The sequence below is a fragment of the Streptomyces sp. HUAS MG91 genome, from assembly GCF_040529335.1.
Lineage (GTDB): Bacteria > Actinomycetota > Actinomycetes > Streptomycetales > Streptomycetaceae > Streptomyces > Streptomyces tabacisoli.
In genome coordinates, this window is sequence record NZ_CP159534.1 from 7,042,944 (window position 1) to 7,057,152 (window position 14,209).

12 protein-coding genes are annotated in these 14,209 nt (G+C 72.0%); 10 read left to right on the plus strand and 2 right to left on the minus strand.

The features are described from left to right. The first annotated feature begins 98 nt into the window (after positions 1-98). On the plus strand, positions 99-1,385 hold the full coding sequence (locus ABII15_RS31965) for an aminotransferase class I/II-fold pyridoxal phosphate-dependent enzyme (protein ID WP_353945751.1): 1,287 nt from the start codon (positions 99-101) through the stop codon (positions 1,383-1,385). Continuing rightward, positions 1,382-2,437, plus strand: coding sequence for an MBL fold metallo-hydrolase (locus ABII15_RS31970; protein ID WP_353945752.1), 1,056 nt, complete (start codon positions 1,382-1,384; stop codon positions 2,435-2,437). Before ABII15_RS31965 ends, ABII15_RS31970 begins: the two co-directional genes overlap by 4 nt. On the opposite strand, the gene ABII15_RS31975 is transcribed toward ABII15_RS31970, so the two are convergent. Then, the gene (locus tag ABII15_RS31975; RefSeq protein ID WP_353947265.1) at positions 2,417-3,046 is read right to left on the minus strand and encodes a DedA family protein; all 630 of its coding nucleotides are present in this window, start codon (positions 3,044-3,046) and stop codon (positions 2,417-2,419) included. The two genes, ABII15_RS31970 and ABII15_RS31975, sit on opposite strands and share 21 nt — an antisense overlap. Continuing rightward, positions 3,046-3,822 (minus strand): MBL fold metallo-hydrolase, encoded by a 777-nt coding sequence (locus ABII15_RS31980; protein ID WP_353945753.1) that lies wholly within the window; start codon positions 3,820-3,822, stop codon positions 3,046-3,048. Before ABII15_RS31980 ends, ABII15_RS31975 begins: the two co-directional genes overlap by 1 nt. 83 nt (positions 3,823-3,905) lie before the next feature. On the opposite strand from ABII15_RS31980, the gene ABII15_RS31985 reads away from it, so the two are divergent. The 8 genes from ABII15_RS31985 to ABII15_RS32020 all read left to right on the plus strand — a co-directional run bounded on the left by ABII15_RS31985 (position 3,906) and on the right by ABII15_RS32020 (position 14,142). Then, on the plus strand, positions 3,906-4,325 hold the full coding sequence (locus ABII15_RS31985) for a hypothetical protein (protein ID WP_353945754.1): 420 nt from the start codon (positions 3,906-3,908) through the stop codon (positions 4,323-4,325). A gap of 254 nt (positions 4,326-4,579) precedes the next feature. Then, on the plus strand, positions 4,580-6,715 hold the full coding sequence (locus ABII15_RS31990) for a phage holin family protein (RefSeq protein WP_353945755.1): 2,136 nt from the start codon (positions 4,580-4,582) through the stop codon (positions 6,713-6,715). Positions 6,716-6,805: 90 nt separating this feature from the next. Next, complete coding sequence (locus tag ABII15_RS31995; protein ID WP_353945756.1) at positions 6,806-8,173, plus strand: amino acid permease; 1,368 nt, start codon at positions 6,806-6,808, stop codon at positions 8,171-8,173. A 498-nt stretch (positions 8,174-8,671) separates the two neighbouring features. Further along, positions 8,672-9,097 carry an OsmC family protein gene (locus tag ABII15_RS32000; protein ID WP_353945757.1) on the plus strand — a complete coding sequence of 142 codons (426 nt, stop codon included), beginning with the start codon at positions 8,672-8,674 and terminating at the stop codon, positions 9,095-9,097. A 264-nt stretch (positions 9,098-9,361) separates the two neighbouring features. Further along, positions 9,362-10,330, plus strand: coding sequence for an ABC transporter permease subunit (locus ABII15_RS32005; RefSeq protein WP_353947266.1), 969 nt, complete (start codon positions 9,362-9,364; stop codon positions 10,328-10,330). Continuing rightward, a complete protein-coding gene (locus ABII15_RS32010) occupies positions 10,327-11,253 on the plus strand; it encodes a carbohydrate ABC transporter permease (protein ID WP_353945758.1) in 927 nt (308 codons plus the stop codon). Before ABII15_RS32005 ends, ABII15_RS32010 begins: the two co-directional genes overlap by 4 nt. A gap of 58 nt (positions 11,254-11,311) precedes the next feature. Next, positions 11,312-12,964, plus strand: coding sequence for a hypothetical protein (locus tag ABII15_RS32015; RefSeq protein ID WP_353945759.1), 1,653 nt, complete (start codon positions 11,312-11,314; stop codon positions 12,962-12,964). After that, a complete protein-coding gene (locus ABII15_RS32020) occupies positions 12,961-14,142 on the plus strand; it encodes a Gfo/Idh/MocA family oxidoreductase (protein ID WP_353945760.1) in 1,182 nt (393 codons plus the stop codon). Before ABII15_RS32015 ends, ABII15_RS32020 begins: the two co-directional genes overlap by 4 nt. Positions 14,143-14,209: the final 67 nt, after the last annotated feature.

Sequence of the window (14,209 nt, forward strand, 5' to 3'; positions counted from 1 at the left end):
CGCGTCCGGCCACGACGTGAGTGGCAGGCGGTCCGTCGTGCGTGGAGGCACACTCTGATGTGAGGCTGGGTTCAGCAACCACACGGCACGGAGGCACCATGCGCCCATCGGACCCCACCGAAGGACGCGGCCCCGTGCGCTACGGACCACCCCTCCCCGAGCCGGGACTACCGGTGCTGCCCGAACTCGCCGCGATGGTCGCCGGCGCAGCCGCCCGCACCCACCCCGAACCGCCCGGCGGGCCGCCCGCGCTGCTCGAAGCGGCCCGCGGCCACTGGGAGCGCCGGGGCCTGGCCCCCGGACGCGCACAGGTCACCGCGGCCCCCGGCGGCGCCCCGCTGCTGCTCGCGCTCACCGCCGCGCTCGGCGGCGACGTCCTGGTGCCGCGCCCCTGCCCCGCCTGGTGGACCCCGCAGACCCGGCTCCTGGGCCGCGAGGTGTTCTCCGTGCCGACCCCTGCCGAGTGCGGCGGCGTCCCCGACCCGTACGCCCTGCTGGAGACCGTCCGCCGGGTCAGAGCCGAGGGCGGTGATCCCCGGCTGCTCGTGGTCGCGCCGGCCGACGACCCGACGGCGACCGTGCCACCGCCCGAAGTGCTGCACGAGGCCGTGGAGGCCGCGGTGGGGGAGGGCCTGCACGTCGTCAGCGACGAGACCTGGCGCGACACCCTGCACCCCGGCCCGGACACCCTGCTGTTCAGCCCCGCCGAGATGTTCCCGGCCGACGTCACCGTCCTCACCGATCTGACCGGCGGCAATCTGCCGCCGTCGCTGCCCGCGGCCTGCGCCCGGTTCCCGCCCACCGCCGAGGGCGACCGGCTCGCCGCCCGCGTCCTCGACATCCTCACCGCGACCGGCGCGAGCCTGTCGGCGCCGGTCGCGGCAGCGGCCACGTACGTCCTGGACGAGGGCGTCGAGGTCACCGCCCGCCGTGCCGCCGCCGTCGCCCTGCACGGCCGGGTGGCCGCGGCCCTGCACCACCTCGTGCTCGCGGCCGGCGGCCTGTCCCGCCCGCCGCGGGCGGGCCGCCACCTGTACGTCGACCTGGGGCCGCTGCGGCCACGCCTCGCGGACCGCGGGGTCACCGACGCCCAGGACCTGGAGGACCACCTCACCGCGCGGCTCGGCATGCCCGTGCCCGGCGGCCACCGCTTCGGCGACGATCTGGGGGCGCTGCGCTGCCGCCTGGGCACCGGGCCGCTGCTCGGATCGACCCCCGAGGAGCGCAGGGCGTCCCTCACCTCACCGGACCCTCTGGAATTGCCGCACGTGGCAAGGGCGTTGAGCATGGTGGAGTCGGTGCTCGGCGAGCTGTGCGACCTCGGTGACCGCGCGGGCCCGGAAGGCACGGGTGCGGCCGGCGAAGGATGGGAGTCCGAGCGATGACGCAGGCGTCCGGAGCGACGACCAACGAGAGCGCGGCGCGGCGCGGTGACACGGCCGCGCCCGCCAGACCCCTCGTCGAACCGCGGCCGCTGAGCGGAGGCGGCGCGGACGTGCCGCGCCGCTGGCCCAAGTCGTTCGCCGACCGCCTCACCGCACCGCTGCCCGGCCTGCGGGCCTTCGCCCGGTTCGCCCGCGAGGGCAAGGTGCGGCCGCCCGCCGAGGGCCTGACCGACATCCCGAACCTGCCGTTCGCCCCCGGCCCGCTGCCCGACGTCGACAGCCGCACCGTCGCCGTCACCTGGGCCGGCCACGCCAGCTGGGTGGTGCGCATCGGCGGCCTCACCGTGCTCACCGACCCGGTCTGGTCCCGCAAGATCCTCGGCACCCCGGCCAGGATCACCCCCGTCGGCGTCGCCTGGAGCGCCCTGCCGCCCGTCGACGCCGTCGTCATCAGCCACAACCACTACGACCATCTGGACTGGCCCACCCTGCGCCGGCTCTCGCGCGACACGCCCGTCCTCGTCCCCGCGGGCCTGGGCCGCTGGTTCACCCGCCGCCGCTTCACCCGGGTCACCGAGCTGGACTGGTGGGAGGCCGCGGAGCTGCGGGGCGTCCGCTTCGACTTCGTACCGGCCCATCACTGGTCCAAGCGCACCCTCACCGACACCTGCCGCAGCCTGTGGGGCGGCTGGGTCCTCACCGACCGCGACGGGCAGCGCCTCTACTTCGCGGGCGACACCGGCTACGGCCACTGGTTCCGCGAGATCGGCCTGCGCTATCCGGGCATCGACCTCGCCCTGATGCCGATCGGCGCGTACGACCCGCGCTGGTGGCTGGAGGACGTGCACTGCTCGCCGGAGGACGCGGTGCAGGCGGCGCGGGACGTGGGCGCCCGGTTCATGGCGCCCATGCACTGGGCGACGTTCCTGCTGTCGGCCGAGCCCGTCCTGGAGCCGCTCACCCGGCTGCGCGCCGCCTGGGAGAAGGCGGGCCTGGCGCGCGCCGCCCTCTGGGACCTCCCCGTGGGCGGATCACGCGTGCTGGCTGCCTGACGACGGCCTTCGCGCCTTCCGCCACACCGTCGGCACCGCGCTGACCAGCACGGTCAGCGCGATCGCCGCGACCACGCCCTCCCACGGCTCGTCGAACAGCGAGCCGCCGAGGATCCCGATCACCTGATACGTCGCCGCCCAGGCCAGGCACGCCGGGATGTCGCCGCGCGCGAACTGGCGCAGCGGCATCTTCGCCAGCAGGCACGCCAGCATCACCGGGATCCGGCCGGCCGGCACCAGCCGGGACAGCACGAGCACCATCACCCCGTGATCGGCCAGCTTGTCCTGCGCCTGGGCGAGCCGCTCCTCCGGCGCCCGCGAGCGGATGGCCTCCAGCCACTTCGACCCGTTCTTCGAGTGCATGCCGCGCCGCCCGAGCCAGTACAGGGCGAGGTCCCCGAGGAACGCGGCGAGCGCCGCCACCCCGAACACCATCAGCAGCGCGAACGGCAGCGTCTGGTGGAAGGCCACCACCGCCGCCGAACTCACCAGCGCGCCCGTGGGCACCACCGGCACCAGCGCGCCGATCGCGACCAGCAGGAACAGCGTGGGGTAGCCCACGGCCTGCTGCGTGGACTCCGGCGTCACGACGGTCGTCGCGGCGAGGATCACCGGTCCGCCACCTCCGGCCGCACGCTCTCGCCGTGCCCGAGCCGGTGCACCGCGACACCGGGCGCGCGCAGCGCGGCCTGCCGGACGAACTCGTCGCCGGGCGTGTGGAACTCGTGCGGCCGCACCGCGTCCATCCCGATCGGCCAGTACGTCCCGTAGTGCACGGGCACCGCGGCGCGCGGCGCGATCCGGGCCAGCGCCTCGGCGGCCCGCGCCGGGTCGAGGTGGTGCGCGCCCAGATAGGGGCCCCAGCCGCCGACCGGCAGCAGGGCCACGTCCACGTCGCCCACGGCCTCGCCCATGCTCTCGAAGAGCCCGGTGTCGCCCGCGAAGTACGTGCGGGCGTCACCGTCCACGACATAGCCGAGCGCGGGGGAGCGCTGCGGGCCGACGGGCAGCCGTCGCCCGTCGTGGTCGGCGGGCACGACCCGTACGACGACGTTCCCCGCCTCGATCCGGTCGCCCGCGTCCACCTCGATGATCTTCAGCGTGCGCAGCTTCCGCAGCCCGGGCACGGCACGGACCGCGTCCCGGGGCACGACGACGCGGGTCCCCGGCGCGAGCCGGGCCAGCGAGGGAACGTGCAGGTGATCGGCGTGCAGATGGGAGACGAGGACGAGGTCGGCGAGGGCCGCGCTGGGCGGCGGGGGAGCGCCCCGGCGCCGCCGCAGATGCGCGAGGCGCCGTGTGAAGAGCGGATCCGTCAGGACGCGCGTGCCCCTGTCCTCGACCGTGCAGGTGGCATGACCCCACCAGGTGATCTCCACCGGCACTCCTTGCCTCCTTACGTGTGACTGCCCCGAGCCTACGTGCAGGAGTAGGGTCGTCGGCGAAAGCTGGAGGTGAGGGGGACACCATGGGCACAGCGCAGGCGGAAGCGGTACGGGTCCTGGCGATCGCCGGGCTGACCCCGCTGGAGCAGCTGGACGCGGATCCCTTCCTGGTGGACTCGCGCAGCCAGTACGCGATGTGCTCCCGCTGGGCCGCCGACCGCGGCTATGTCGTCACGCGTCAGCTCCTGGTGCACGCCCTGCGCGCCGATCACGAGGCGCTGTGGGCCGATGTCGACGCGGGCCTGGTCGATGTGTTCGTCGCGCCCAGCGACCGCGTGCTGCGGGTGGCGCTGCGCTCGGTCGACGCCTTCTCCGCGGAGTGCGTGCGGCGCGGGGTGCCCCTGGAGCGGGCGGGGCTCGCGGAGCCGCACTACGACGCCGACATGAAGGCCCGTGTGCACCGCCGCCTCTCGATGCCCACGGCGGGATACGACGGCTGCTAGGGCCTGTCCGGCGGATCAGGTCGCAGTCGGTCGGCCCGCGCGTTTCTGTGCTGGTGAGCGGGGTCTGGTGCGTCGAGATGCACGGCGGAGGAGGGCGTCGACGCGGAGCGTCGGCAACCGACGACAACGCCGCAGGTCGGCGTGCCGGACCCCGCGCCCGCGACAAGATCCGCCGGACAGGCCCTGGTGGCAAATGGTATGAAACCCTTACTCGGAACAGGACGTGCACTGCGCAGGGTGAGGGGAGCCGGAAAGTGGCCGGAGGCCGGTGGCGGCGGGCGGCGAGCCAGGGCTGGCGGTCGCTGACCGTCTGGGCGGCGAGCACGCTCACGATGATGATCCTCGCCGGGCTCCTGCCGGACTTCCAGCTCCAGTCGGACGACGGCGACAGCCTGACCCGCGTCGCGCTGACCGCGGCCTCGGCCGCCGGCGCGTTCGCGGTGCTCTCCGCACTGGTCTGGCCGCTCCTGGTACGGGCCCTGCTGCTCGTCCCGGCACTCGTCCTCGGCCTCGTCGTCTTCTTCCTCAACGGCGCGCTGCTCCTCTTCGCCCTCAAACTCGTCCCGGAGAACAGGGGCGAGGTCGGCCCGGAGACCGCCGTGGTCGTGGCCGCCGTCATGTCGGCCGTCGCCTCCGCCACCGGTGGTGCCCTCGCCGTACGGGACGACGACGCCTACCGGCGCCGCCTGTACCGGCTCGCCGCGCGCAGACGGCGCGGGGCCGACGAGGCCGGAGCCTGCCCGCCCACCCCCGGCACCCTCTTCCTCCAGCTCGACGGCGTCGGCCACGAGGTGCTGAGCCGCATGGCCCGCGACGACGTGATGCCCACGGTGGGCGGCTGGCTGCGCGACGGCGGGCACCGCCTCACCCCCTGGCGCACGGACTGGTCCAGCCAGACCGGCGCCAGCCAGCTCGGCATCCTGCACGGCTCGAACGAGGACATCCCCGCGTTCCGCTGGTACGAGAAGGAGACCGGCGAGATCCAGGTCTCCAACCGGCCGACCAGCGCCGCCGAACTGCAGCGCCGCGCCATCGAGCGCACCGGCGACGGGGGCCTGCTCACCGTCGACGGGGCGAGCCGCGGCAACCTCTTCAGCGGCGGCGCCGAACAGGTCGCCCTGGTGCTGTCCGTGGCCGCCCGGCGCGGCAAGGAGAACCGTTCCCGCGCCGGATACTTCGCCTATTTCTCCGACCCCGCGAACGCGGTCCGCACCGCCCTGTCCTTCTTCGCCGAGGTGGGCCGCGAGATCGGGCAGTCCACCCACGCCCTGATCCGCGAGCGCCGCCCCCGCGTCTCCCGCGGCGGGCTCTACCCGTTCATCCGCGCCTTCGCGACCGTCGTCGAGCGGGACGTCGTCGTCGCGGCGGTCATCGGCGACATGCTCGCCGGGCGCAGCGCGGTCTACGCCGACCTCGTCGCGTACGACGAAGTGGCCCACCACTCGGGCCCCTTCAGCCGGGACGCGGTGAAGGTCCTCGAACGCCTCGACCGGTCCCTCGCGCTGCTCGTGAAGGTCGCCGAGCACGCCCCGCGCCCGTACCGCATCGTCCTGCTGTCCGACCACGGCCAGAGCCCCGGCGAGACCTTCCGCGCCCGCTACGGACTCACCCTCCAGGACCTGGTCCGGGCCGGCTGCGGGCTGCCCGTGCCGCGCAGGGCGCGACGCACCCGCTCCGGCGCCGAGGCCCGCTCCGCGGTGCGCGCCGCGCTGCACCGGCCCGTCGAGGAGGGCACGGGCGCCGGGCACGGCGGCAAGCACAGCGAGCCCGTCGTCCTCGCCTCCGGGAACCTGGGCCTCGTCTCCTTCCCCGACGTCCCGCACCGGATGACCAAGGAGGAGATCGACGCCCGCCACCCGGCGCTGCTCGCGACCCTCGCCAACCATCCCGGTGTCGGCTTCCTCCTCGTGCGCAGCGAGGAGCACGACGGGCTGGTGCTCGGCGCGCAGGGCGCCGAGGTGCCGGTCGCCGAGCTGGCCGACGGGCAGGGGCCGCTCGCCGACTTCGGGCCCGGCGCCGCCGACGCCGTGCGCCGCACCCACTCCTTCCCGCACACCGCCGACGTCATGGTCAACTCCATGTACGACCCGGTCGACGGCGAGGTCCTCGCCTTCGAGGAGCAGATCGGGTCGCACGGCGGCCTCGGCGGTGCGCAGAGCCGGCCCTTCCTGCTGTCGCCGCTCACCCTGTCCGCGCCGGTCGCGGACGGCGCCGAACTCGTCGGCGCCGAGCAGGTCCACCACGTGCTGCGCCGCTGGCTGCGCGAGGGACACGGACCGCAGGTCCCGCTGACGGCTCCGCCGGCCGCCGCGGACGATTCGCTCCACCGTGACCCGGACCCCGCATCATTTGCGGCCGCGCCCCACGACACGCAGGACAAAACTGTCTGATTTGGCGGCGAGTGTCCGCTCACCGGACGATGGGGCGTCGCCCGGCGATCCCGTGGCGGCCTCAGCACGACCGAGAGGCACACCCCCCACATGTACGACACCGGAACCGCGTCCCCACCGGCTCCGGCCGACGGTCCCGATCCGCACCACAGCCGGCACGCCCGGCGCTTCGGACTGCCGATCGCCACCTGCCTCGTCATGGGCAACATCATCGGCGGCGGCATCTTCCTCCTGCCGGCGTCCGTGGCCCCGTACGGCACGATCGCGCTCGTCGCGTTCGGCGTCCTGACGCTCGGCGCGATCGCCCTCGCGCTCGTCTTCGGCCGGCTCGCCCACCGGCATCCGCTGACCGGCGGCCCCTATGTCTACGCGCGTGAGGCCTTCGGCGACTTCGCCGGGTTCCTCGCCGCGTGGAGCTACTGGATCACCACGTGGGTGAGCAACGCGGCGCTGGCCGTGGCCGCCGTCGGCTACCTCGACGTCCTGCTGCCCCTCCACGGCTCGACGTTCTGGACGATCGTCGCGGCCCTCGCCTGCCAGTGGCTGCCCGCGCTCGCCAATCTGGCCGGCACCCGCTACGTCGGCGCCGTCCAACTCGTCTCCACCGTACTGAAGTTCGCGCCGCTGCTGCTCGTCGCCGTCGGCGGGCTGTTCTTCTTCCGGAGCGACAATCTCGGGCCGTTCCAGGCGAGCGGTGACTCCGCACTGGGGGCCGTCTCGGCGTCCGCCGCGATCCTGCTCTTCAGCTACCTGGGCGTCGAGTCGGCGTCCGTGAGCGCCGGGGAGGTCCGTGACCCGCAGCGCAATGTCGGCCGGGCCACCGTCCTCGGCACCGGGCTCGCGGCGCTGCTGTACCTGCTGTGCACGGTGTCCGTGTTCGGCACCGTTCCGCACGACCGGCTGGTGGACTCCACTGCGCCGTTCTCCGACGCCGTCAACGCCATGTTCGGCGGGACCTGGGGCGGCAGCGCCGTCGCCGTCGCCGCGCTGGTGTCGATGGTCGGCGCGCTCAACGGCTGGACGCTGCTCAGTGCCCAGACGCCGTACGCCGCCGCGCGCGACGGGCTCTTTCCCAAGGTGTTCGAGCGGAAGCGGCGCGGGGTTCCGACGGTCGGGGTCCTGGTCGCCGTCGGGCTCGCCTCGCTGCTCACCGTGTACAACTACACGGCCGGTTCGGCGGCCGTGTTCAACACGCTTGTCCTGGTGACGACGTTCACGGCCACGATTCCGTATCTGCTGGCGACCGCGGCGCAGGTGTATTTCCTGTCGTCGGGGCGGGGTGACCGGGTGCATGTCCCGCGTTTCGTGAGGGACTTGGTCCTGGCCCTGGCGGCTTTCGGCTTCTCGATGTGGCTGGTGGGCGGGGCCGGCTATGCCGCCGTCTACCAGGGGGTGCTGTTCCTGTTCGTGGGCGTTCTGGTCTACGCGGTCCTGGCCGCCCGGAAACAGCGCGCGTAGACCCTTCCGGGTGGCCCGCGCTCCCGGGTAGTTCCTCACGCGCGGCACGGTGGCCGCTTCTCGCGCAGTTCCCCGCGCCCCTGAGATGCGCACTGCGTGCGCCATCTCATCAAGAGAGGCGCGCCACCGCTGCCTCGTCGGGAGGCGCGCGAAGCGCAGCCTCAGGTGAAGGCTGCGCGCAGCGCATGCCTTCAGGGGCGCGGGGAACTGCGCGACCAGCCCCCACTGGGCCGCGGATGAACGACAACCCAGGGGCGCGGGGAACTGCGCGACCAGCCCCCACTGGGCCGCGGATGAACGACAACCCAGGGGCGCGGGGAACTGCGCGACCAGCCCCCACTGGGCCGCGGATGAACGACAACCCGGGGGCGCGGGGAACTGCGCGACCAGCCGCCACCGGAGCCGCAGACGCACGACGAGCGCGCGCATGATCGACCCACGGCGCGGGATGTGTGGTCGGATGGGGGCACTGCACAACGGACACCGAAAGGAACCATCGTGGCTACCACGCGCTCCGCGCACACCGTGTGGGAAGGCGACCTGCTCAAGGGCAGCGGCACCGTCACCTTCGACTCGTCCGGCATCGGCGACCAGCCGGTGTCGTGGCCGTCCCGCGCCGAGCAGGCGAACGGGAAGACCAGCCCCGAAGAGCTGATCGCGGCCGCGCACTCGTCCTGCTTCTCCATGGCGCTGTCGCACGGCCTGTCCGGCGCCGGCACCCCGCCCACCAAGCTGGTCACCTCGGCCGACGTGACGTTCCAGCCGGGCGAGGGCATCACCGGCATCCACCTCATCGTCGAGGGCACCGTCCCGGGCCTCGACGAGCAGGGCTTCCAGGCCGCGGCCGAGGACGCCAAGAAGAACTGCCCGGTGAGCCAGGCGCTCTCGGGCACGACGATCACCCTCACGGCGAAGCTGAGCTGACCGCCTGACGCACCATCAGCCCGGCTCGACCGCGCCCCGGACCCACCCCTCGGGTCCGGGGCGTCGTCGTACCCGGAGAAGCGTGAGTGCTTGAAGCTGCAAGATTGGAGGCTATTTCAAGCACCTATTGTCACAGTCGGCTTGAGTGGTGCAAGATTCAGCCAGCCTCGCGGGCCGGTGTCGATGCCCCGCGGCCCCACCCCGCCACCCTCGATGCCGGAGGTGTATGTGACGTCGCCCGCGACCACATCGCCCGGCCAGGCCATGACCCGGCCGGCCGACCCACCAGACGCACGGCAGGACTCCGATACCAGGTCAGGCGCGCGCAAGCCCACGGTCCGGCAGCGGCTGCGGCGCGACAGGACGCTCCTGCTCCTGTGCGTGCCCGGCATCGTGTACTTCGCCGTCTTCTTCTACCTGCCGCTGGCCGGCAACATCACGGCCTTCCAGGACTACCAGCCGTACCTGGGCTTCATGCACAGCCTCTGGGTCGGCGTGGACAACTTCCAGGCCCTGGTCCAGGAGCCGGAGTTCTGGACCGCGGTGTGGAACACCCTCCAGATCAGCGCCGTCCAGCTGCTGCTCTACTTCCCCGCGCCGATCCTGCTCGCGCTGTTCCTGAACTCGCTGATCAGCACCAGGACCCGGCGCCTGATGCAGACCATCGTCTACCTGCCGCACTTCCTGTCGTGGGTCGTCGTGGTCAGCTTCTTCCAGCAGATGTTCGGCGGCGTCGGCACCATCAGCAGCGTGCTGAACGACCACGGGGTGCACGTCGGCAACATCATGAACAACCCCGACACGTTCATGCTGCTCCTGACCTCGGAGTCCATCTGGAAGGACGCGGGCTGGGGAGCGATCATCTTCCTGGCCGCGATGGCCTCCATCGACCCGGGACTCTACGAGTCGGCGGCGATGGACGGCGCCGGATGGCTGCGCCGCATGTGGCACGTGACCCTGCCGGGCATCCGGCCCGTGATGGTCATGCTGCTCATCCTGCGCCTCGGCGACATCCTCTCCGTCGGCTTCGAACAGGTGCTGCTCCAGCGGGACATGGTCGGCGCGGACGCCTCCGAAGTGCTCGACACCTACGTCTACTTCCACGGCGTCGTGGACGGCGACTGGGGCATGTCCACCGCCGCCGGACTGATGAAGGGCGTCATCGGCTTCGTCCTGATCGTGGTCGCCAACAAGGTCGCCCACCGACTCGGCGAGCAGGGGGTCTACCAGTGAGCACCACCTTCGCCCCGCGCTTCCCGCGCGGCGGGCGCCGCCCGGACCGGCCGGCCTGGATGGAACGGCCGAGCCCCGCCGGACAGGCCCTGAAGCTCATCGTCATCCTCGCCATGATCGTGGCCGTCGGCTACCCGTTCCTGCTCGCGATCGGCACCAGCCTCTCCACCAAGGCCGAACTCGCCGCGAACGGCGGGTACGTCCTCTTCCCGCAGCACCCCACCCTGGAGGCGTACCGGGTGGTCCTGGCCGGCGGCGTCGTCACCAGGGCCGCACTGGTCAGCGTCGGCGTCACCGTCATCGGCACCGCACTCAGCCTGCTCTGCACGGTCTGTCTGGCGTACGGCCTGTCACGGCCGAAGACGTTCGGCGGCAAGCCGCTGCTGCTCGTGGTCGTCGGCACGTTCCTCTTCACGCCCGGCGTGATCCCCAGCTACCTGGTGGTCCAGGAGCTGGGCCTGATCGACTCCTACGGCGCCATGATCCTGCCGATCATGCTCAACGCCTTCAACGTCATCGTCGTACGGGCCTTCTTCCAGGGCATCCCCGACGAACTGCACGAAGCGGCCCGGCTCGACGGCGCGGGGGAACTCACGATCATGTGCCGGATCGTGCTGCCGCTGTCCAAGGCGGTCATCGCGGTGGTCGGCATGTTCTACGCCGTCACGTACTGGAACAGCTTCTTCAACGCGATGCTCTACATCAACGACTCCAACAAGCTGCCGCTGCAGGTCATCCTGCGCTCGTACGTCATCCAGGGCGACACCTTCAACGCCAAGGCCCTCGGCGTGAGCGTCCTGCCGGCCACGACCGCACTGTCCATGGCGGTGCTCATCCTCGCCGTGCTGCCGATCGTCGCGGTCTACCCCTTCCTGCAGAAGTACTTCGTCAAGGGCGTGCTCACCGGCGCCGTCAAGGCCTGACTGACGCCCAGTCACCTCGCGCTTCTCCCAACCTCGTTCACCGCACCCTAGGAGAACCATGCCTTCCCGCAATCTCGATCGCAGAGGGTTTCTCGGCGCCGCCGGTGCCGCCGGACTGACCGTCGCGGGCGGCGGCCTGCTCACCGCGTGCGGCGACGGCGGTGCGCAGGCGGGCGGAGCGGAGGCGTCCGCCAAAGTGAAGCTGCCCACGTACGTACCGGCGAAGGTGCCCGCCCCCGATCTCGCGGGCAACGCCCAGGGCCTGGACCCGGCCTATCTGCGTTACCCGAAGGACCTCGTCAAGAGCGTGACCAAGGCGCCGGGCGACGGCAGGGCGATCACCTGCCTGACCGAGACGTTCACGACTCCGGCGCCCGCGATGAACCGCAACGCGTACTGGCAGGAGCTGAACAAGCGCCTCGGCTCCGAGCTGCGCCTGACCATCGTCAACGGCCTCGGCGCGGACAGCGTCTACCGCGAGAAGTTCAACGCCACCATCGCGGGCGGCGACCTGCCGGACCTGATGTGGTTCCCGCCGAACCAGGGCCTGAAGAACGTCCCCGACCTGCTCCGCGCCAAGTTCCACGACCTCACCCCGTACCTCTCCGGCGACGCCGTCAAGAAGTACCCGAACCTCGCCAACATCCCCGAGTACGCCTGGAAGACCGCCGTCATCAACGGCCGGATCTGGGGCTACGCGGTGCCGTACGGCCGCATGGGCCAGGTGTACGTGGCCAACGAGGACTTCTGGAAGCCGGTCGGCGGCACCGACTTCGACAGCGCGCAGGACTTCTTCGACAAGGCGAAGGACCTCCTCGACACCAAGCGCAAGAAGTACGTCCTGGAACCGGCGTACGTGAACCACGCGCAGCAGTTCGCGTACTGGCACGGGGCGCCCAACGGCTGGCGGCTCGACGGCGGCAGGCTGACCCACTCGTTCGAGACGGACGAGTTCCTGGCCGGCATCGAGTTCGCCCTCAAGTGCCAGAAGGCACAGCTCTTCTGGCCGGACCCGAACCTCACCACCACCCTGGAGAAGATGGAGGGCGGCTTCCTCGGCATGCACGTGCAGTCCTTCCCCGGCTTCATCAACGACAGCACCATGTACGACTGGCCGGAGAAGGTCGTCGTCCCCTTCGCCGCGGCGCCGGGCATCACCCCCACCTGGGCCTACGGCTACGGTTCCGTCGGCTTCACCGCGATCAACAACAACGTCCCCAAGTCCCGTATCCCCACGCTCCTCAAGGTGCTCGACTACCTCAGCGCTCCCATGGGCACCGAGGAGCGGCTCTTCCTGGACAACGGCATCGAGGGCACCCACCACACCCGCGCCAAGAGCGGCGACGTGATGCTGACGAAGAAGGGCAACGCCGAGGTGCTCACCACCAAGCAGGCCATCACCTTCTTCGGCAACGCCCCGGAGAGCCTGTACCTGCCGGACAAGCCCGACGTGACCCGGTCGATCCACGCGTCGCAGACGGAGCTGATGAAGTTGGCCCGCGTCGACCCCACGATCGGTTTCTTCTCGGACACCTTCGCGCAGAAGGGCGCGTCCGCGAAGGACGAGGTCAACACGGCCGTCAAGGACATCATCGCGGGCCGCAAGCCTCTTTCCTTCTTCCAGAAGGAAGTGCTGCCCAAGTGGCGGCGCACCGCGGGCGACGCCATGCGACACGAGTACGAGCAGGCCATCACGAAGGGCACCAAGTGAGCGACGACCTCCGTATCGGCGTCATCGGCCTCGGCCTGCGCCGCAACCTCGCGACCGCCGCCCACCGCCCCGGCCGGGGCTCGGTCGTGGCGGCCGCCGCCGACCTCGATCCGGCGGTCCGGGCCCAGGTCCCCGGCTGGTACGAAGGCGCCGTCGCCGTGGAGGACTACCGCACCCTCCTCGACAGCCCCGACATCGACGCCGTCATCGTCGCCACCCCCGACGACACCCACGAGGCCATCGCCTGCGAGGCGCTGCGCGCGGGCAAGCCCGTCTACGTGGAGAAGCCGCTCGGCATCTCCGTCGAGAGCTGCGACACGATCCTGCGCACCGCGTACGAGACCGGCACCCGCCTCTACGTGGGCCACAACATGCGCCACATGGGCGTCGTGCGCACCATGCGCGACATCATCGCGCGGGGCGACATCGGCGAGCCGAAGACCGTCTGGGTACGGCACTTCGTCAGCTACGGCGGCGACTACTACTTCAAGGACTGGCACGCCGACCGGCGCCGCACCACGGGCCTGCTGCTCCAGAAGGCCGCGCACGACATCGACGTCGTGCACTGGCTGGCCGGCGGCTACACCACCCGCGTCAACGCCCTCGGCGACCTGATGGTCTACGGCGACCTGCCGCGCCGGGCGCCGGACACCCCGCGCCCCGACGGCTGGCTGCGGGAGTTCGACTGGCCGCCCACCGCCCGCAAGGACCTGCACCACGTCGTCGACGTCGAGGACGTGTCGGTGATGAACATGCGGCTGGACAACGGCGTCATCGCCGCCTACCAGCAGTGCCACTTCAGCCCCGACTACTTCCGCAACTACACCGTCATCGGCACCGAGGGCCGCCTGGAGAACTTCGGCGACCGGCCCGGCGACGAGGTACGGGTCTGGAACACCGGCCCGAGCGGCTACCGCGCCGACGCCGACGTCGTCCACCGCGTCCCGGACGCCGCCGGCTCGCACGGCGGCGCCGACGAGAGCATCATCGGCGAGTTCTGCCGCTTCGCCCGCGACGGCGGCACCACCGACACCGACCCGGTGGCGGCCCGCATGAGCGTCGCCGCGGGCGCCCTGGCCACCCGCTCGCTGCGCGACGGCGGCACCCCGTACGACGTACCGCCGCTCGACCCGCGCCTGCGCGCCTACTTCGCGAACGGCCAGGTCTCCGGAGCCTGACGGCGGGACCGACCGGCAGGGGCCGGGCCCGGGTGTCGCCACCCGGGCCCGGCCTGTGTGCTGTGCA